We start from the raw sequence: 21,148 nt of genomic DNA on the forward strand, positions 1-21,148 counted from the left end.
GGGATCAACCTTTTTTGATATATTTCCCCCATAAGACCTTAATTAGAAATAACGGTAACTTTAGCACTCTAATGAACCTCGATGGTTGTTTAATCAATCGATATAACCATTCAAGATTTAACTTGATCCATGCTTTAGGTGCTCGCTTTGATTCACCAGCCATGACATCAAAGCTACCTCCAACTCCCATTAGTATACCTTTCCCTACTCTTCCCTTATATTCATGAATCCATTCATCTTGTTTCGGAAAACCAAGTGCTACGAAAATAAAATCGGGTTGTTTCGTTTTAACCTCGTCAAAAACGTTCTGATCATGAATATCAATATACCCGTGATGATAACCCGCAATGTTTAATTCTGGGTACTGATATTGAATATTCGTTACGGCTTGTTCGACGACCTCTTCCTTAGCGCCTAAAAAATACACTGACTTATTATGATCGTGAGCAACTTCCAACATTCGCTCGAATAATTCAATGCCAGGGATTCTTTCATTCAGACGATTATTAATCAGGTTTGAAGCCATAATAACTCCAATCCCATCTGGAACTACATAATCCGCTTCCTTAACAATTTGATGGTAGCGCGGATTCTGATGTGCATTCATCACAATCTCAGGGTTGGCCGTCACGATATGTAAGGGTATATTTTGGTTTAATGCCGGCAATACTTGTTGAGCAATAAACTGTTCTTTTGTTGTGTTTATAAACGGAATGTCTAATATATGAACATATTGGTCTGTACTCATAGTCATTTCCTTTCATGTATTGTGCAGTGGAGTGTTTAATATGCGGCTTAACTTCTTTATTATATTTATAATTCTTCTTTCACTCAGCTATTTCGTATCTAATCCTATCTTAGGCGTAGTTTATACGTCGATTGCTATAATTGCAACGATTTTTCGTGACAAAATCATGGTTGCCTTTCTATTCATTTATTATCCATTACGCCCACTTTTAACCACATTCAATTCGGGATTATTGTTATTGGGTGACGCGATTATCATTACGGCGTTCATAAAGGTTCTAGTGGTTAACAGGCATCATATATGGTGGAAGTTAAAACCATTACAACCATTCATCTACTTCTTCGTATTTCTGTTATTGGGAAGTATAGCAGCTTTAATACATGACGTTACATATACTGCTATTGCCATTGAACTAAGAGCACTGGGTGTGCTCACCTTATTAGTCGCGATCTTCGCCATACAAATATGGAAACGCAAAGATTTCTATCCCATTATAACATGGTCGATTATTACTTCGGTCTTAATTAGTCTCCACGGTATCATTGAAAAATTATATTCAAGAACAATCTTAATTCCATCCGAATGGCAAGAATGGAATTTGTCGAGTGTGAATGTTGATCGTGTATACGGAACATTAGCAAATCCAAATGTCTTAGCCAATTACTTATTAATCGTGTTTTTCTTATCGTTTTGGATCAGGCCTGATGCAAAAACAGGCAAAATCAGTTTATTAAGTGCGCAAATGATCATTTTCTACACGGCAACTTTGACTGGATCTCGTGGGGCATTTCTTGCTATGATCATTGGTTTCTTGATTTACGTCATCGTATCAAGAAATCTTCAATTTATTAAACGACTGAGTTTGGCCGTTCTGCTAAGTCTTTTCTTATTAGGTTCACTAGTGTCATTTGCGGACCATCAAATAAACCATCAAAATGAGACAACCAAAGAGCAAGTCACTGAGGATAAAGAAGAAGTTGATCAAGATGGTTCAAGTTTTATCAGTCGTTTTAAATCCATGTTTTCTAGCGAAACGGTCGAGGCAAGCACTGAATGGGGGCGGATTTATATTGTGATAAAGGGATTGGAAATTTTTGAGGATCAACCTCTGTTCGGCACAGGATTTGGGACTTTCGGTGATGCCGCAACTCTTCATTATTCATCGCCAATATATGATGATTATAATATTCCAGACGATATCTATACAGATAATCAATATATTCATATTTTAGTCGCAACAGGGATAGTTGGGACCCTAATATTGTTATGGTTTGTCATTAGCTTATTAAGACAGACTTTACCCAACTTGAGTAAAAACGAGAAATCATTAATGATTTCGATTATAGCAACACTATTAACAGGCTGCCTTTATTACAATTTGTTAGAAGATAAGTCTTTTATGCTGTACTTTTACAGTCTGCTAGGAATTTTGTTGTCACGTATACGAGTGATGCATCATGTTTAGACGTCATTCAATATTTCAAGCATTTGGGTTAGTGGCTTCATTATCCATTGTGAGCAAGCTACTCGGTTTTGTACGAGAAGCGATTATCGCTAATTATTTTGGTACATCAATTGCTGCTGATCTATTCTATGTAGCTTTCATAATTCCAACGATTGCCTTTACGGTTATTGGATCGACAGCTAGAGGGCGCGTCTTACCCTTAACCATTGAAAACATGCAGCAATCATCTGATCAAGCTCATAAAATACTACAAGGATTTATCCAACTATTTCTGATTATTGCCTGTATCATCACTGCGTTTATTTTAGTCGGTAGTCAGCCTTTGATTCAGCTAATTGCACCTGGATTTAGTAGTAGTGAAGTAAAATCAGCAGCCTATCTTACATCACTCTTATCACCATTAGTTATTATTTTAACTATGGCTTCCATTTCACAAATCATCTACCATGCGCACGAATCATTCACGATTCCGGCTGTCGGCCCTGTCGTTAATAACTTTTTGGTCGTCTTAATGATTATGCTATTACATCCCTATCTAGGTTTATATAGTCTTGCGGTTGCCGTCTTAATCGGTGGTATATCACAGTTCACCATTCAATGGATCAATATACCAAACAAACGCTTATATTTTAGAAAATGGGACAAGCAACAATTAATTAATAGTTTCAAATTATTAAAACCGATGATTCCAATATTAATCGCGACTATGGCATTACAACTAAATACTTTGGTTGACCGTTTAGTCGCTTCATTTTTAGAAGAAGGAAGCATAGCGGCATTAAACTATAGTTATCGGTTACTTTGGATTCCGTTGAGCATTTTATTGATTCCGATTACCACAATCATTTTCCCGAAACTAACACAAGCATTTCAGCATAACCAGGCCAACTACGAGAAATTTATATCGACAGGTTTCAAACTCATTTTACTCACTTCGATACCTTTTATGATTGTGATGCTATTGGAAGCGTCTCATCTTGTGAGTATGGTGTATGAAAGAGGAGCTTTTGATGCCAATGCGACTCAGCGCACCAGCTATGCATTTATCTTTTACACGTTAGGATTATTATTTATTGCTTTAAGAGAATACTTTACTCAGCATTTTTATATAGTGAAAGATTATAAGACCATCGCTAAAGTCAGTGTTATTGGTGTGCTGATTAATATAATTGGCAGTATTAGTTTGGCACCGCTTTTATCGATTAATGGAATTGCTTTGGCCACAACACTTTCAATGTTGTTTCAAGCTGTTTACTTTTATTATTTAATCTCGAAAGGTTATGGTTTGTTAAATTGGCCTATACTAATAAGAGCAGTTTTAAGCTTAATCATGATAGCTTATGTTATTTATTTGGCTAGACCTTACTATCAAAATGGCGACTTTATCACTATTTCCATTACATCTGTGATTACTTTTGCTTTGTTTTATGGCGTCATGAAACAAATAATTCACAAAACTTGGCATTATTTGAAAGGATTATAAATATGAAAATATTAATTACAACAATATTCGATTATCCGCACGAAGGTGGCCTTTCAACCCATATTACGACGTTCAAAAAAGGTTTGATCGAACATGGTCATGACGTTGATATCTTATCATGGTCTGATTGCCTAAATAGAAATAGGTTGTTTATTCGAGGTTTAACGTTTCTAATCAAACGATTGAACAAAGGTAAAGGGCAATTATTTGGTGACCGACAACGTATGAAATGGTTAATAAAGGAACTCACAAAAATATACCAGGGATATGATGTTGTTAATACACAAGATATCTTCGCAACACTTGCTGCCAAAGATTTCAACATTAAAACCGTACAAACTGTTCATGGATACTATACCTATGAAGCAACGAGTCGAGGGGCTATAAAAGATCAATCACCAGAAGCCCATCAAGCGAAACTTCACGAACAAGAAGCTTATCTAAGCGCTGATGACATTGTCTGTGTCGACCAACGCTTAAAAGAATATGTTCAGTCCGAATCAGGTAGAGGAACCCATATGATTCATAACTCCGTGGACTCTAGCTTGTTTAATATAAGTTCTGAGGAGATTGATCAAGTACGACAAACCTATCATTTGCCTAATGATCAGTCGATTCTTTTAGTTCCCCGACGTTTAACAGAAAAAAATGGGGTAATCTACCCCATTCTCGCATTACCTAAAATTTTAAAACAATTTCCCAATACATTATTAGTTTACGCCGGAAGTGGCGAGCAAATCGACACATTAAAACAAGTCGCTAGTAAATTAAACGTAAGCTCTCATATTACTTTTCTTGGCTCTGTTCCGCATTCAGATATCATTGGTTTATACAAGTTAGCTAATATTGTATTAATCCCGAGCATTCACGCAAAAGGTGTTGAAGAAGCAACATCCATTGCTGCATTAGAAGGAATGACAGCAGGTAAGCCTGTCATAGCTGGTGCAGTTGGGGGCTTAAAAGAGCTGATCCAACACCAAGAAAATGGATTGTTGTTTGAAAATAGAAATGAGCACGATTTGGCTGAACAAGTTTTGAGTTTATTAAATGACCCTAATTACGGAACGATTTTAGCACAAAATGCACGAAAATATATTGATAAAAACCATTCCCATCTAGCTAGTGCTGGAAGCATGTTAGAGATTTATGAATAAGTCATGAATTACAAAATTATTTAAAATAAAGTATTGAGTTTACAATATTTCTTCACTAGATATTGTATTCAGATAAACCCTAATAATACCTGAACGTTCACAACAGTAAACCCCTACTTATTTTCCATATATTATTTTCAATTATCTAACAGTTTCATCATCTCAGCGTATACACGATAACTATTATTATGATCATTATAATAATAAAATTCATTCAGTCTATTAGCATAGACATGTTCAAATTCGAAATTGTTCTTAAACTTGTTTTCAAGTTCACTTAATAGCCCTTCATTGTCTGTAACTACTGAACCAAAACCATGTTTTTGGTGATTATAATAGCTAGCAGAGTAATGTTCAGAATAAAATTTGTCTTGATCAAATTGATAATAGATAATAGGTTTTTTTAAATAAGCAAAATCAAACTCTACAGAAGAATAATCTGTTATTAGCAAAGAGGAACGTTTAAACTCTTTGTGATATTGTATTTGATTTGAAGTAACAACTTGTACATACTCATTATCTTGAAAATCTTGGATTTGAGAATCTAACGAAGGGTGCAATACGAACAGAGCTTTATAGTTATATTTAGCTAATAATTCTATTAATTCTGGATGATTAATTAGATTATTATAACCATTAAAGTAATCTGACTCTATAAAATCCCGGTTATAAGTGACTCTACCATCTGCCATAATCTCTCCCCGAAGAGTTGTTCTCCATGTTGGCATAATTAAAATCTGATTATTTACATGATCATTAAATAGACGATCAAATCTAGGTAAACCGGTTAATACTATTTCATTCTCAGAATAGCCATAGGTATCATCTAAGAGAACCCTTCGTTCCATCTCAGTAGATACAATAAAACGTTTAATATTCTTATTAAATTTATTTAGCCAGTGTGATAAATCGTTTTTTAAGATACCGTGTTGCAGGAAAATATAATCAAACGTTAACAAATCTTTAAAATGTGTTCTCGCATCTTGATACGGATTAAACAAGTAATTATCAAAATGAGAGGAAATAACTTGTGTAGCTTGTGTTAATAACATTTGATGCTTAAACGAATAGTATTTTACTACTTTACCTCTTTTTTTCATTTTTAAATAATCAGGACTGTCTTTCGAGATAATAAAATATTTATTAACACGGTCAGACTGCTTATTCGCATAATTAAATAATACTTCAGCGTTATCATCAGCTTGATGAGATCGATCCATAAATAAAAAGATAGGCTTTTTATAAAATAAACCCAAGAAATTGAACGAAAACCTTTTTATTGTGGTGGATAGATCAACATTTTGATATATTTCAGCCAAACGTCGACATTCTTTCTTGAATAAATTCTTCTTAGTATTTCGTGTAATTACAATATCGTCTTTAGTTCCTGTTAGTACTAATGAGTCTTTAGCATAATAACTTTGATGACTCTTTTTCAGTCTTGATTTACCTGTAAATGAGTATTTTAACTTCTTCTTAATTCCATTAACTTCAATATTAAATGTGAGTTTTTTATATTTTTTTAGATTCTCGATTGGAAGATTAAGATTAATACCATATGCATTATTTAAAGTATAACCCCATGAAGAAACATTCTTATGCGGTCTTTTTATTATTGGTATTTCAAACTGCTTTTTTCCTAAATTAGCTGTGATTTTAATTTCATTTTGGAATGGAGAATTAATATAGCCAGCAATTTGGAGTTGGTTTTGGTTTATGTCAACCAAATCAATGTAAAGCCGTTCTTTACTTAAATCATGTACTTTATGACCTAAAACTTTCAAATTAATATTCTGTTTAGATTTTTCGTATTTAAGTAACTGCTCGAAAGGTTCATTGAATTTAATTTGAATAATAAACAGCTTGATATATAAATCAACAAATCTTTGGTCTAAAATAACCTTTGGATTAATATAATCCAATACTTTTCTCACTTTATCAAAAAATGCTATTAAGTCTTCTTTATTAGGTAAAGTGGACAAGGATGATTTTGTCTTAAACTTCCATTGCAATTCATACATAATGACATATTGAACATATGGAATTACTTCACCAAATTTATTTAGAGATTGGTTAAGAATTTTAGTTACAAGGTTATCGATGTTTTGTGAGAAGGAATTTAAATCATGACTTTTTAACTGCATTGCTGATGATTCAGAATTTCTCACGCGATAATAGTAAGGCACACTTTTCAACACACCGAACTTACCATCTTCCAGAATAACCTTTGTTACATATTCAACATCTTCTCCATACTTTATCTCTGGATCGAATGAGAACATAGTCGCTTTTTCAAATCTTATAAATGAACTACTAACGTGAAACTGGATGTTAGAAGGAGTGTCATATATATCAATAACTTGATCATCAGTATATTTATAGTTTAAAAAATGTTCTCCTTGTTTACCTTCGAAATAATAAACTGGCAAACTAATCAAGTTGATCTGTTTTTCTTTTTCGAACATTTGCCAAACACTGTTTAAGGTATTTTCATGAAGGATGTCATCAGAATCTAAAAAATTTACCACAGCACCTTCAGCAAATTTCATACCAAAGTTCCTAGCTGTACTGACGCCCCCGTTTTCCTTTTTATAATAGTATATATTATTAGGGTAGAGGTTTTTAAATTCTAAGCATTTTTTTTCACTATTATCTGGAGAACCATCATTAACTAAAATAATTTGAACATTTTCCTTAAAACTTAAACTCTGATTTATAATACTATTTATTGTGTCTTCTATATATTCTTCTACATTATAAATAGGAATAATAATAGAAAATTTGAATTCATGTTTTGTTTGATTCATCTGGTTGACACACCCCTTACACAAGTAACCATTTTTACAGTTTTAAAGGTATTAAATATATAATTTTGCACCTCTCAGGTAATATAATTAGATTCTGACAACAAGATCTTTTTATAGAGGGAAAAAGTTCTATTCATAGAAACGACTCACTACACGCTGAGTCGAGCCTCCATCTTCAAGATAACAAAATTTTTGATAGAAACTCTCAAATTTTTCACCCAAAACTTTGCTTTGCTCGAATTTTTTTATCTGATGAATTACTTCTTCAGTTGTTTTAGTAATTGGACCTGGAGCTTCTTCCAAATTAAAATAAAAGCCTCTTAATGTTTCTCTATATTTTTCTATATCATAGGCATAAAAAATAATTGGTCGTTTCAAATTAGCATAATCAAAAAATACTGAAGAATAGTCAGTGATTAACACATCAGAAATAATATATAAGTCTCTTATATCTGTGTAGCTTGAGACATCTATAACAAATTCTTCAAAACCCGATAGATCAAGCACATCTGAAATTAAATAATGCATTCTTAACAAAATGATATATCTATCACCGAAATGATCTTGTAATTGTTTTAAATTTAATTTTATATCAAATTTATAATTACCGACACTGTAATATTCATCATCTCTCCAAGTAGGTGCATATAAAATAACCTTTTTCTCTAGGTCAATATTTAAGTCTTTTTTTATTTGATCAGCATAGTTTAACGAATGATTAATTAAAATATCATTTCTTGGATAGCCACTTTCAATAATGTGTCCAGTATAATCAAACGCCCTTTCAAAAATTGTGGTTGAATAACGGTTAGGTGATATTAAATAATCCCATTGATTCGCGTTACTGAAAACATTCTTAATATATTTCTCAGTATTTGTTCCAGGAATTTGAACTTCTTCTATGTCAGCCCCTAATTTTTTCAAGGGAGTACCATGCCATGTTTGAAGCAAAATTGTGTTCTTTGGTTTTGGCAACCAATTAGGTGTTCTAACGTTATTCACCCAATACTTAGCACGAGGCATATACCAAAACCATTTGAATGTAAACCTCTTAATATAAGGTAGTTCTAGGTTCTCAAACAATTGAGTATGTCGTCTATCGACACTCCAAATTAAGTTTACTTCAGTATAGTTTTTCTCCATGTATTCATAAATCGCGCGAGGATTATCACTAAATTGCTTCCCATGAAAGCTTTCAAATATAACTAAGTTATTTTTTTTAGGAAAAAGCCCAATCATTTGAAACACAATACGGTACAATTTCAATGCTGTCTTACCTTTAATTACTTGGTTAAAGTATTGTTTAATTTTTTTCATAACTTTCCACCTAACAAAAATTTCTTATATCCTTTATAATGTAACTTATGTTGTATTCCACACTAAGGAGGTTCAAGATTGATCAACTACAATCAAGTCAATATTATACATAAACTATTTGGATTTACCGTTTTTTATTTATTACTTTTTAATGTTTTAGGTTTAATGACCTTTGAGCCCTACAGAGAGCTAGGTCGAGAAACCAGTCTTTGGGTTTTATATCTATCTGTATTTATTGTACTATACGACATTTTAATAAATCGAGGTATCAATAGAAATTTTAAAAGTATTTACATCGGTTTTGGATTATTAATTACTTCGTATACTATAACACATATCTTCAACAAGAATTTTACTGAAGATACAACTTTACTAATTTTATTTCTAACTTTCTGTTTTATATTATCTATTACAAAAATTAATTGGATTCCAAACCACTTTAGAATTATGGGGATTACATCGATCATCATACTAACCTTATTCTTTTTCGATTGGATTACTGAAGGATACCCCACTTATCGATTCACTAGTTTTTTTACTAATTCTAATGTCACTGGCCTTTTCTTGTACTTTTTATTGTTTTTTCAGATAACTTCTATTAAATTTTTTAGTCGAAAGGTTACATTCACTCTAATTGTTCTAAGCATTTTTATTAACTTATTTTTAATTTATACAACAACCACTCGTTCTGTATTATTAAGCATTGCAATTATATTATTCAGTTGGCTTTTAGTTAAATATAGTCAGAAGCTTTATTATTATTTATTCCATGTGGTTATATCTTTTAATTTTATATTTATTATTAGTTACACATATCTATCAAACTCAGAATATGCTAACTCACTAAATGAACTCTCACAAAAATGGTTTGGTAAGTCCTTCTTTTCTGGCAGAGAAGAAATTTGGGGCTCAGCTATTGAGTACGGTTTGAATTCACCTTGGATTGGACACTTTGTTGGTGTCACACCTAAAGAATATGTTAATGGTAGTAATTATGTTCATACGCACAATCAATATGTTCAAGTTTTTTTAGAGAGCGGTCTTTTTGGTGTATTGGCTTTTATAATACTTCTAACAATTTTTTGGAAATTTTATCATCTAAACATAAATTCTCATATTGTTCAATGGTCATCATTTTTCTTTCTTGGTATGTTAATTCATCAAAACACCAGTATGACCTTTTATTATCAATATCCTGTCATGGGTTTAATACATTGGATGATCGTTTCTATTGGCATTAGTGTAGCTCTCAAAAAATATAGACTTTTGTCATAATTTAGAGAAAACGGATAGTATTTCATAGTCTATTATGCTATCATGACTCTAGCATTTACTATACATACAAGGAGGTCTGATTGATTGTATAGTAACTTGGTCGGTTAAATAACATTTATTATTTAAATTAGTAATCTATTTAATATGATATTCACAAAATCCTTTCCTTAAACATCCTAAGAATTATTAAATGGAGGATTTTAAGTGAATATACTTAGAAAGCAAAAATTAACTTTTGTCTCAGTAATAATTATATTGTTGATTGGGATTATGTTGAGTTATACATCAACAATCACCGCTGAAGAAGAGGTTTTACAAGGTGTGGCTACTGATGCTCCGACTAATATTTATGCAGACACTAGTCAAGGGTCAAGCACACTAAAAAGTTACTCAAAAGGATCAATACTCTATTTTGAAAAGCATTCTTCAAATTGGTATAGTGCGTCTGTTTATGTCAATGGTAGTATGAAAGATGGATACATTTATGCTGGGGATGTAGAAGAAGCTACTCAAGAACCTGCTTTGCAACAAGGAGTGGCCTTAAAGAATAAAACTAAAATATTTTCTAAAGCCTCTACTTCATCTAATAGCCTAAAGTCGTATAATAAAGGCAGCGTTCTATACTACGAGAAGTTCACTTCTAATTGGTTTAGTGCTGAAGTTTATAGAAATGGTGAATGGCAAACAGGCTACATTAGTGCTAATCATGTTGAAACAGCAACAAATGAACCACAAAACATGAAAGGTATTGCACAAAAAAGTAATACAAAAGTCTTTTCATCACCTAACACTAATGCTTCAGCATTAAAATCTTATAATGAAGGACACATTCTTCACTTCGAATCTTACACCTCTAACTGGTATAGAGCTGAAGTTTATAAGAATGGCCGCTTTGTCACTGGTTATATTCATAATAATCATATAGATAAACTTTATGAAGATTCTACTGAACTTAAAGGTGTAGCGCTTGATGACACTACCGTTTATGCTGATCCATCTACAAGTTCTAATGGGTTAAGATCATATTCAGAGGGTAGTATCCTACACTATGAATCTTTCAGTAGTCAGTGGCATACAGCTGAAATTTGGAAAAATGGTCAATGGCAAACAGTTTATATACTTAAAAACAAATTAGATAATATTGTTGATGAACAAAAACTCCTCAACGGTATAGCAATTAATGGCAACACAAATACTTATTCTAAGCCAACCACTAATTCAGCTGCAGTTAAAACATACAAAGAAGGTTCAGTCCTTTATTACGAATCCTTTAGTCAAGAATGGTATGAAGCAATTAATTTTGTGAATGGTAACAAGAAAAAAGTTTATATTAAAACTGACCAAGTAGAAAATGCTACAGATAATCAAAAATCGTTAAATGCTATTGCATTAAAATCGCCAACAAAGGCTTATTCAAGAGCATCTCAAAATTCAAAAGCATGGAGAACCTATTCCAAAAACTCTAGTCTTCGTGTAAAAAGTTTCACTGAAAATTGGTATGAAGCTGAAGTCTATCATAGTGGTAAGTGGCGAAAAGCATATTTTCATCGTGAAGATATAAACACGGACATTCTCTATGAAACTACTAATTACAATATAGACTTTAATAACATGGTAGATATACAAATGAGAAGATCACCAAAGTCAGATGGTAGAGGCAGAATAGATGCTTCTCGAGAAGAAGTTGAATATTATGCAAATCCGTCAAACTACGAGCGTGGAACAGATGAATATCTACAATTTTTAGTTTTATCGCAACCCACTGGAGCTAGGGCATCGGAACTTAATAGTAAGATACTGTACAATAAGGGTACTCTAGCTAATACTGGTTCTTCATTTATACAAGGTGCTAATACCTATAACATTAACGAACTTTATTTAATTGCACATGCTTTACATGAAACAGGCAATGGCGGATCAGAATTAGCTCAAGGCATTGAACACAACGGAAAAACAGTTTATAACATGTATGGTATTGGTGCTTATGATGATTGTGCGAAGAATTGTGGGGCAAAAAGAGCCTATGAAGAAGGTTGGTTCACCCCTGAACAAGCTATCATCGGTGGTGCTAAATTTATAGGTGAAAACTATGTAAACGATGGACAAGATACATTATATAAAATGAGGTGGAACCCAGCAAACCCAGGTGTTCATCAATATGCCACGCATGTTCAGTGGGCGGAATTACAGACTGCATTAATTTCCGATTATTACGACATGCTGGATAATTTCGTACAAATTTACGACGTACCTAAATTTGTTAACCAACCTGGTTCTACTACAGAACCTTCTGGAGGTTCCGAACCTTCACAACCTTCTGATTCTCCTGATGGTTCAGTGGAAGTCTATGATTATCCTAAAGGTGTTGTCGGTATTACTGATACAGGTAACACTGGCTTGAACTTTAGAGATCAACCTAATGGAGACCGAATCGGAGGCATACCGAATGGTTCTGAGATCAGTGTACTTGGTCATAACGGTGGAAACTGGTTAAATGTAAAATATGATGGCCAAGAAGGTTGGGTTCATGGAGACTATGTCAATATTATCAACTTAATACAAGTTCAAGAAGGACAAACAGTCAATATTAGAAAGAAACCTGCAGGTGACGATACTGGGGATAATGTTACCGAAGGGAAATTCTATGTTGTTGAAACCAATTCTAACCAAAATATCATTGAAAAAGAAGCAGATTTAAATGATACTAATTATACTTGGGTCAACATAAATTATGGAAATGGCAAAACAGGATGGATTGCCAATGATTTTGTGAATTATATTAAATAGTTACTAAAAGGGTAAGTGAGTTAAACTCACTTACCCTTTTTTATGTTTAGCAAAGATAGTCAATAGATTTGTAATTGTTAAAGCAAGCCCACTTTAATTTTGCCATGCTTAACTCGTAGTATTGAACTATTTGTTTAAATTCACTGAGTGTTCCTCTAATTTCTAGTTGACCAGCAAAAATAGTGATCAAGTCAAAATAAAATCATTTTTTGTATTCCATGATTACTCATTTCTCTTTTAGGAATGAATTTTTGACAAATTCATCAAATCTTTTATAGAAAATAAAGCCAATTCATTTTTATAACCATTGTAAACATCGTGATGTATAATGGCATAGTGATAAGCTAAAGTTATAGGAAAGGTTATAGTAAAGACATTGTACCTACTATCATATACATATAAGTCAAATACCTTTAAAGCCTTGCCCTCACTTTCAAACTTACTTCCTTGAGCTATACCTTTTCTATGTTTTATATATATTTCATCGTCTTCTTTGATAGAATAACGTTCACTTTTAAATTCACCTTTTATTGTTATATAGCGACCATTTCTCATTACTTCATTAATAGATAATGCTTCCTCTTCAATTGGTGGCCTGTTTTTTCGTATAATTTTCTTTGCGACATTATTACCGTGTTTTAATTTTAATAAATACTCTATTATATACCATTTAGTACCCAATTTTAGTATTTGTTCATCATCTATAAATTTAAATAAGTAATGGGATTTATTCAAGAATTTACGTTGTTTATTTTTATTTAATTTTTTCATAGCAATCTTATTAAACCGTTGAAATGCGAAAAGTTTATAGTGATAAACTACTAAAAATTGTATATACGGTATAACATAGCCAAATATCGATTCTGAAACCCTTATTAACTCTAAATACCCCGACTCTATTAATGGTGTATAACGACTTTGCTTATACCAAGCAGTTTTTATTAAGGAAGAATCCTGATCACGGTGATATAAATAATATGGATTATGCAAAAGACCGTATTGAACTTCTTTCATAATCAATTGGTTTATAAATAGAGCATCCTCCCAAAAATCCATTGATTCATTAAAACGAAGTGCCTCCTCTCCTTTTAACAAATCATGCCTAATAAACACTCCCCACGTATAATACTGGATTTTCTCAGGAGACTGAAGAATATCTATACGTGATTCATAATCATCAAATCTTTGATTTAAACGATGTGGACGTTCAAAGTCACCGTCATAATAAGCTTTAATCATTGCTAAATTTAAATCATTATTTTTTTCAAAAAATTCATCAGCTTCAAGTAATAAATCAGAGCTTACTTCGTCATCTGCGTCCATAAAGAATATGAAGTCGGCTTCTTCGCTAACTATACTTATGCCTATGTTTCGAGCTCTAGATGGTCCTCCGTTATCGACTGATTTAATATTTAGATTTACATTCGACTGGTTCTTAAAATTTTCAATAATAGATAAAGTTGCATCAGTGCTTCCATCGTTCACCATAATAACTTCAAAAGATATATTAGAAGTTGTTGTGATATTATCTAAACTTTTTAAGCATCTTTCAATTGTATTCTCAGAATTAAAGACAGGAATGATTATAGAGTATTTCATCAACTTCACCTACTTTTAAAAAATTTAACCTAGTAAATATTCTATACAATTTTATAATAGAATTAAACGATTTATATCAGTCAACCATCGAAATGACCATCACCAACTCTAACACCCTCTCAAAACTCCTACTTTTTTACAATTGATTATTCCTTTATAAGAGTTTACAATAAAAAACTATAGTACTTTTAAATAGAGTATTCAAGGAGGAACAACCATGAAAAAAATAATTACCTACGGAACATTTGATTTGTTGCATGTAGGTCATATAAATATATTAAGACGCGCAAAAGAATTAGGCGATTATTTAATCGTTGCAATTTCAACTGATGAATTTAACGATCTTAAAGGAAAGCAAGCTTATTATTCTTACGAAGATCGAAAAGTCATTTTAGAAGCAATTGAATATGTCGATGAGGTTATACCTGAGAATCAATGGGAACAAAAAATCGATGATGTTGTGACAAACAATGTTGATACCTTTGTCATGGGTCATGACTGGGAAGGTGAGTTCGATTTTCTAAAAGACCATTGTGAAGTTGTCTACCTCCCTCGTACCGAAGGGATTTCCACAACAAAAATTAAAGAGGATTTGAACCAGATATAATGATATTAAGAGAGTTTTTCGTTTCTCTTTATCTACTTCATGTTAAGTTCTGGTTTTCCCTATTCAAACGAATTCCTCAAAAGAAGAAAACTGTTTTTATCAGTTCTTTTGGGGATAATATTTTTTTTGTGTGGCAAAAGGTAAGGCAGGAAACTGATCAGGATACGGTCATTTTACAAATTCCTAATAGCAGAGGCGAATTCTATGAAGATGAACAGACGACTATTATCCCGTTTGACCTAGGCAAATCTTATATTGGTTTTGTAAAAGGAATCTATCATCTTGCAACGTCTAAGGTCGTGTTTGTTGATAATTATGTTGGAATGCTTGCAGGGACACCTTTTCACAGTAATGTCGAATGCATTCAGTTATGGCATGCTAATGGGGCCATTAAACAATTCGGCATGCGTGATCCTAGTATTTCAGATCGATCAAATCGAGCCAATGAACGTTTCCAAACAGTCTATAACCGTTTTACTCATATAACTGTTGGGTCAGATGAAATGTCAGATATCTTCAAAGAAGCATTTAACACTAACGATGAAGTCGTGCTTAAGACAGGCGTGCCTAGAACGGATTTGTTTTTTGATGATCAAAACGTAGAATCTATTAAGGCTGATTTAGAAGCTTCATATCCACAAATTACCGATAAACAAGTGATCATGTATGCGCCAACTTACAGAGAACAAGAATTGAAGGATCCAAAGATTCAAATAGATCTTGATCATTTATATCAAACACTAAGTGATGATTATGTCTTATTCTTGAGGTTACACCCTGCGGTCAAGTATCAATATGATGGTCAATATTCAGACTTTGTTATTGATGTCTCTCATTACAATGACTTAAATCATTTATTATTAGTTACAGATATTCTGATTAGTGACTATTCATCAATCCCATTTGAATTCTCGTTGTTAGAAAAGCCGATGATTTTCCACCCTTATGATCTTGAATCTTATCGACGAGAACGGGGTTTTTGGGAAGCCTATGAGAAACTGGTACCTGGGCCAATTGCGTTTGATACGCAGGATATTGCTCAGTTAATTAAAGACAATCAGTTTAACTTATCTCAAGTTCGCGAATTTTCTCATGTTTGGAACAAGTATAATGATGGGTTCGCAGCTCAAAAGCTTGTTAACTCAATCTATGAAATCGATTCTCTTATTCCTTCTGGTGAACAAGAAGAGCCAAGTTATCAGCCTGTCTCAAATGACAGCTGACATTTAATATATTTAAGTAAATGAGGTGTTGAATAAATTTCAACACCTCATTATTTTTAGACTTATAAAATAACTTATTAGAAAATCTACCATCGCTTTACTTCTTCATTATCTCCTCTACTAAATTAACTACTCTCTGTACCGATCGACCATCTTGATGATGAAAAAAGATGTTTTTCAATCTTTCTCGCTCAGATGCATAATCATCTTGATCAAATGCTCTTTGAATAGCTTGTATAACTTCAGCTGTTGTCGTGACATTTTCACCTGGTGTCCAATGTTCATAAGGTTCTAGCAGAAAACCTCTCACCTCACTGTATTGTTTAAAATCCTGGTTAATAAACACTATTGGATTATTTGTTAATAAGTAATCAAAATAGATACTCGAGTAATCTGTAATTAACAAATCAGCTTGGTAAAGTATTTGATAAAAGTCCAAATGAGATTCTAGTAATTTCTCATTTGTTAAAAACATAATGTGTGGAGTATGAACTATTGTATGAATTTCATTTTCCTCAAGTGGGTGCAATTTAACGACCAGTAAATAAGAGTGATCTTCGATGTATTGAATGAATCGCTCATCCAGTATTAGATCTAGTGCTCCATCTCCTTCCACTCGATTCTGATAGCCCGTTCGGTAAGTGGGAACATATAGCAGCACTTTATCAAAGTCATGAAATTGATCAGTTATGTTATTGTCTTTTTGTTGGAGTAAATAGTCAGTACGAGGGCTCCCTAAAATATGGTGATTAGCAAAAGGAATATGCATGCAGGCAGCTAATAATGTTGATTCAAGCTTGGATGATGTAATCAGATAATCAGTATTAAACCCCTCTGGATCATATATTCGCGAATCATGTTCCATATACATCATGCTCTTAAGTGGAATCCCGTGCCATAATTCGATCATTGTTTGCTTAGGATTTAATTTATTTATGCCATGACTAGAAATGATTACTTCGTAAGACGACATTTTCAATAATGCCGAAATATATTTGATATAGTCTGTGGTTGTATGTCTATCGAAAAAGATCTCTTCTGATGGGTAAACATCAACGTCATAATTTTGTTTCAATGGTTGAACAAGTGGTCTCGTATTTGATCCTGATGGAAAGGAAGATTCAATGATTAGGATTGTCCCTTTATTAATCGGCCTCATGGAACAAAGCCATTTCACTATCTTATATATGATTGTTTTCATGCGATCACCTAAAAGCATTGTTAACTAATCGACAGGTAGATATTCCATAATTAAGAAAAAAGCCAGCGGAGTCCCACTGACTTATTGCTCATTCATATGCTCTTCTAATAAATTCTGAATCCGACTCTGTTCTTGATCTGAGACCACATAATAGTAAAGATTTTGTTGTGCATTAGGAGACCATAAACGTTGACCCGTGCCATCAATCTCAACTTGAATCGTTTCTTCTCTTGTCCCACGGTAATCAAGGAATAATTGACGCATTTCTTCCATATCAGTATTCGTTTGGACATTGGTGTGTAATGCAAAATAAAAGTACAGAAGTTTGCAACTAAAAAGTACACAACACTGCAATCAAAAAAAAAGACTTGCCAGCCCAATCAAATACCACTACTGTTATTGGTGTCGAATCAATTAAACAGTGGAGGTTGAAAGGAATGCTGGCAATGTCTGAAATTAATTGTATCAAAGTTTTACGAAATCAAAAATCAAAATCCGTCAATTCAATCGCTGAAATGCTTGGTATTAATTGGCGTACAGCTAAAAAGTACGCCGATAAGGATTGGGTGCCTCAAGAAAACGTGCAACCCAAACAAGGCATGATGCATGAAGAAGGATGGGGTGAGATCGTATCGGATTGGCTTATAGAAGATTATAAACTACCTTACAAAAAGCGTCGTACGAATAAAGCTATTTTTGCACAATTACAAGCCATTGGCTTTGAAGGCTCATATCGTACCGTTTGCCATTTTATTAAAGACTGGCGTGAAGGAAAGATCAACGATGATTCCACGAAGGATAAGGGGTACGAAAGGTTACAACATCCTCCAGGTGAAGCGCAAGTTGATTTTGGCTTGTTAGAAGCTGTTAAAGATGGTCAATATGTCGATGTTCATGGTTTGTCCCTTAGTTTACCTTATAGCAACGCAACTTTTTGTGTTCCGTTACCAAGTGAAAACCAAGAATGTTTCTTAAAAGGGCTAGAAACTATTTTTAAACAAATGGGAGCCGTTCCTAGAGTGCTAAGAATTGATAATTTAAAAGCAGCTGTTATTAAACCTAGGGGACGCCATCAGGAAGTTGAATTCACCCATGAACTCCATCAATTTTCAGCATATTATGGTTGTGAGATTCAAGCTTGTAATCCCTATAGTGGCCATGAAAAAGGTCATGTCGAAAATAAAGTTGGTTATATTCGATATAATTTCACAACACCTGCACCTGTCATGACGTCATATGAACAACTCACAGACTGGTTGGAGGACCAACTGACACAAGATCGCCAACGCCAACATTATGTAAAACAACAAACAATTGAAGACCTTTATCAAGATGAACATCAACACATGCTTCATCTTCCTGATCAAGATTATCCGATATTTAAAGAAAAATGGGTGAAAGCTAATAAATATGGGGAAATTGTGGTCGACCAAGTCAAAGTACATGTACCTAAGAGCTATAATTTTGGACAAGTTCGATTAGTGCTTTATTGGGATCAATTTAAAGTCACATCTCCTAACGGAGAGATCCTTATGAAAGATGTTAGACCGTATATGCATAAAAGAAGACAAATTCCTTGGCAAGGTATTCTATCCTCTTGGCTGGATAAGCCAAGAGCCATAGAGTATTCACGTTACCAACCATACTTGCCGGTTCGAATATTTGAATATATCCGGATTGAGGATCATCGTTTAAGAAAAGAAAGGCTGCGTTGGTTGATTCATCAATTGGCCCAACATGATATGGAACAAATTAATGATCAATTTTATGACTTAATAGATAACGATCTACAACCTGAACACGACGACCATCCATATGATGTTGACTGGAGCCTTTATGATCAAAACATTCCAAGGGGTGAGTCAACATGACGCGGGATATTAAAGCCATGTGCAAGTCACTAAGATTAGCGTATGTAGCAGACGTTTATGAATCAATACCATTTGAAACAAAAGAGCAATTTTTAAAAGAGCTATTTGAAAAGGAATTCGCTTTAAGGGAGGAAGCCAGAGCGGACCGCTTAATGAAGAAGGCGAAGTTCTTACATGTTAAAGAACTGGATGATTATCATTGGGGAAGCCATATCCATTTTCCTCAACAATTAGATAAAGATGAACTGATTTCCCTCAGTTTTATCAAACGCGTCGAAAATGTCATCTTAACAGGAGCACCAGGAACAGGTAAAACCCATCTAGCAACAGCGTTAGGCCGGGAGGCTTGTCGAAATGGTTTTGAGGTCCGATTCTTCCGTGTTTCAGATCTCGTTGATCAATTAGATAGAGCGTGGCAAGACGGAAAATTACGAAACTTTAGGAACAAGTTTAAAACGGTTGATTTAATCGTATTAGATGAAATGGGATACATTCCATTCGGAAAAGAAGGAGCAGAGCTGTTATTTCAACTCATCTCTGAGTGGTATGAACAAAAAAGCTTAATGATCACGTCCAATTTAGAATTTAGTCAATGGAACCGGATATTTTCAGATTCACGTTTAACAGCTGCCTTAGTGGATCGCGTGATCCACCATGCGCATGTACTAAACTTCACTGGAGATAGCTTTAGAGTGAAGCACGCACTATCTAATCAAGAATAGCGAAAAAGGGCTGGCAATCTTATGTATTTTTGATTGCAAAACTATGTATTTTTCTCTTGCAAAATACAATTGGAACCAACTGCACCTAGTATATTGTCTACTCTTGTAAATGATTCAAAGGACATCGCCTCATTAATCAATTGATTAATGATTTGTTGTTGTCTTGTATTACGACCTAAATCACCACGAGGATCTTGTTTACGCATACGCGAGTAAATTAAGGCTTCTTCACCATTTAAAGTAATTTCACCTGTTGGGAAATCGTGGCCGCCATGACTAAACGCTTGATCGTTATTAACGGTTACTCCACCAATAGCATCCACCCCGTCTTTTAAGCCTTCCATATTAATTCGTGCGTAAAAATGTACTGTTGTGTCCAAGAAATTCTCTGCCGTTTGTACGGCTAATTCTGAACCACCAAAGGCATAGGCGTGATTGATTTTATCTTCACCGTTTCCTGGAATACTCACTCGCGTATCACGTGGGATATTAAACATTAACATTTCTTCAGTATCAGGATTTAATGATAATAGTATCATCGTATCAGAACGTCCGACATCGTTCTCACGTTCGTCCACTCCAAGTAATAAAACATTGACTGTATCTTTGTCTTCTAATCGTGTTTGTACTTCTTCCTTTTTCTCCGTATCGGATTCTAATGGCGTGTACATCGTATCGACAGTATCATCTAGCTTCATGTACAGATAAACACCATAACCAATGATCCCTAACAATAATAGGATCACAATGGTCCAAATTATTTTCTTTTTACTTCTTTTACCTTGTTTTTGTTCTCGTCTTTCTTTACGGGTTTCCATAAACAAATTCCTTTCAGTTATTAACCTGTAAACTTATTGTACCTTATTGTTGCATGAAATAAAATATTCCT

General features: G+C 33.6%; 16 protein-coding genes. 9 read left to right on the forward strand and 7 right to left on the reverse strand.

Features of this window, described 5'->3' with window-relative positions; translation table 11 throughout:
- Nucleotides 1-4: 4 nt before the first annotated feature.
- On the reverse strand, nucleotides 5-748 hold the full coding sequence (locus ACKXGF_RS12485; RefSeq protein WP_411954038.1) for a WecB/TagA/CpsF family glycosyltransferase: 744 nt from the start codon (nucleotides 746-748) through the stop codon (nucleotides 5-7).
- A gap of 40 nt (nucleotides 749-788) precedes the next feature.
- Between ACKXGF_RS12485 and ACKXGF_RS12490 the strand changes: the two genes are divergently transcribed.
- The 3 genes from ACKXGF_RS12490 to ACKXGF_RS12500 are packed head-to-tail and all read left to right on the forward strand — an operon-like array spanning nucleotide 789 to nucleotide 4,850.
- On the forward strand, nucleotides 789-2,213 hold the full coding sequence (locus ACKXGF_RS12490) for an O-antigen ligase family protein (RefSeq protein ID WP_411954039.1): 1,425 nt from the start codon (nucleotides 789-791) through the stop codon (nucleotides 2,211-2,213).
- The gene (gene murJ, locus ACKXGF_RS12495; RefSeq protein WP_411954040.1) at nucleotides 2,206-3,696 is read left to right on the forward strand and encodes a murein biosynthesis integral membrane protein MurJ; all 1,491 of its coding nucleotides are present in this window, start codon (nucleotides 2,206-2,208) and stop codon (nucleotides 3,694-3,696) included. The genes ACKXGF_RS12490 and murJ overlap by 8 nt, the downstream gene beginning before the upstream one ends.
- Nucleotides 3,697-3,698: 2 nt before the next feature.
- Nucleotides 3,699-4,850: a glycosyltransferase family 4 protein gene (locus tag ACKXGF_RS12500; RefSeq protein WP_411954041.1), complete on the forward strand. Its 1,152-nt coding sequence runs from the start codon at nucleotides 3,699-3,701 to the stop codon at nucleotides 4,848-4,850.
- A 137-nt stretch (nucleotides 4,851-4,987) separates the two neighbouring features.
- Here ACKXGF_RS12500 and ACKXGF_RS12505 read toward each other — a convergent pair whose 3' ends face one another.
- On the reverse strand, nucleotides 4,988-7,657 hold the full coding sequence (locus tag ACKXGF_RS12505) for a CDP-glycerol glycerophosphotransferase family protein (protein WP_411954042.1): 2,670 nt from the start codon (nucleotides 7,655-7,657) through the stop codon (nucleotides 4,988-4,990).
- Nucleotides 7,658-7,786: 129 nt separating this feature from the next.
- Complete coding sequence (locus tag ACKXGF_RS12510) at nucleotides 7,787-8,974, reverse strand: CDP-glycerol glycerophosphotransferase family protein (protein ID WP_411954043.1); 1,188 nt, start codon at nucleotides 8,972-8,974, stop codon at nucleotides 7,787-7,789.
- A 78-nt stretch (nucleotides 8,975-9,052) separates the two neighbouring features.
- Between ACKXGF_RS12510 and ACKXGF_RS12515 the strand changes: the two genes are divergently transcribed.
- Both ACKXGF_RS12515 and ACKXGF_RS12520 read left to right on the forward strand, forming a co-directional pair.
- Nucleotides 9,053-10,249, forward strand: a complete 1,197-nt coding sequence (locus ACKXGF_RS12515; protein WP_411954044.1) for an O-antigen ligase family protein — start codon at nucleotides 9,053-9,055, stop codon at nucleotides 10,247-10,249.
- A gap of 204 nt (nucleotides 10,250-10,453) precedes the next feature.
- Complete coding sequence (locus tag ACKXGF_RS12520) at nucleotides 10,454-13,036, forward strand: SH3 domain-containing protein (protein ID WP_411954045.1); 2,583 nt, start codon at nucleotides 10,454-10,456, stop codon at nucleotides 13,034-13,036.
- A gap of 237 nt (nucleotides 13,037-13,273) precedes the next feature.
- Here the strand turns inward: ACKXGF_RS12520 and ACKXGF_RS12525 are convergent, their stop codons facing one another.
- Nucleotides 13,274-14,635: a glycosyltransferase family 2 protein gene (locus ACKXGF_RS12525; protein ID WP_411954046.1), complete on the reverse strand. Its 1,362-nt coding sequence runs from the start codon at nucleotides 14,633-14,635 to the stop codon at nucleotides 13,274-13,276.
- A 217-nt stretch (nucleotides 14,636-14,852) separates the two neighbouring features.
- Between ACKXGF_RS12525 and tagD the strand changes: the two genes are divergently transcribed.
- Both tagD and ACKXGF_RS12535 read left to right on the forward strand, forming a co-directional pair.
- Nucleotides 14,853-15,242: a glycerol-3-phosphate cytidylyltransferase gene (gene tagD / locus ACKXGF_RS12530; protein WP_411954047.1), complete on the forward strand. Its 390-nt coding sequence runs from the start codon at nucleotides 14,853-14,855 to the stop codon at nucleotides 15,240-15,242.
- Nucleotides 15,243-15,370: 128 nt separating this feature from the next.
- Nucleotides 15,371-16,465 (forward strand): CDP-glycerol glycerophosphotransferase family protein, encoded by a 1,095-nt coding sequence (locus ACKXGF_RS12535; protein WP_411954048.1) that lies wholly within the window; start codon nucleotides 15,371-15,373, stop codon nucleotides 16,463-16,465.
- Between the two features lie 97 nt (nucleotides 16,466-16,562).
- Here the strand turns inward: ACKXGF_RS12535 and ACKXGF_RS12540 are convergent, their stop codons facing one another.
- Both ACKXGF_RS12540 and ACKXGF_RS12545 read right to left on the reverse strand, forming a co-directional pair.
- Entirely contained in the window at nucleotides 16,563-17,666 is a 1,104-nt protein-coding gene (locus tag ACKXGF_RS12540; protein WP_411954049.1) for a CDP-glycerol glycerophosphotransferase family protein, read from the reverse strand.
- 81 nt (nucleotides 17,667-17,747) lie between these two features.
- Nucleotides 17,748-17,939, reverse strand: coding sequence for a hypothetical protein (locus tag ACKXGF_RS12545; protein WP_411954050.1), 192 nt, complete (start codon nucleotides 17,937-17,939; stop codon nucleotides 17,748-17,750).
- Nucleotides 17,940-18,034: 95 nt separating this feature from the next.
- On the opposite strand from ACKXGF_RS12545, the gene istA reads away from it, so the two are divergent.
- Nucleotides 18,035-19,537, forward strand: coding sequence for an IS21 family transposase (gene istA / locus ACKXGF_RS12550; RefSeq protein WP_411953786.1), 1,503 nt, complete (start codon nucleotides 18,035-18,037; stop codon nucleotides 19,535-19,537).
- The gene (istB, locus tag ACKXGF_RS12555) at nucleotides 19,534-20,259 is read left to right on the forward strand and encodes an IS21-like element helper ATPase IstB (protein WP_411953787.1); all 726 of its coding nucleotides are present in this window, start codon (nucleotides 19,534-19,536) and stop codon (nucleotides 20,257-20,259) included. Before istA ends, istB begins: the two co-directional genes overlap by 4 nt.
- 41 nt (nucleotides 20,260-20,300) lie before the next feature.
- On the opposite strand, the gene ACKXGF_RS12560 is transcribed toward istB, so the two are convergent.
- The gene (locus ACKXGF_RS12560) at nucleotides 20,301-21,077 is read right to left on the reverse strand and encodes an LCP family protein (protein WP_411954051.1); all 777 of its coding nucleotides are present in this window, start codon (nucleotides 21,075-21,077) and stop codon (nucleotides 20,301-20,303) included.
- Nucleotides 21,078-21,148: the final 71 nt, after the last annotated feature.

The organism is Alkalibacillus sp. S2W (assembly GCF_046764385.1).
In the GTDB taxonomy this organism is placed as follows: domain Bacteria; phylum Bacillota; class Bacilli; order Bacillales; family Alkalibacillaceae; genus Alkalibacillus; species Alkalibacillus almallahensis.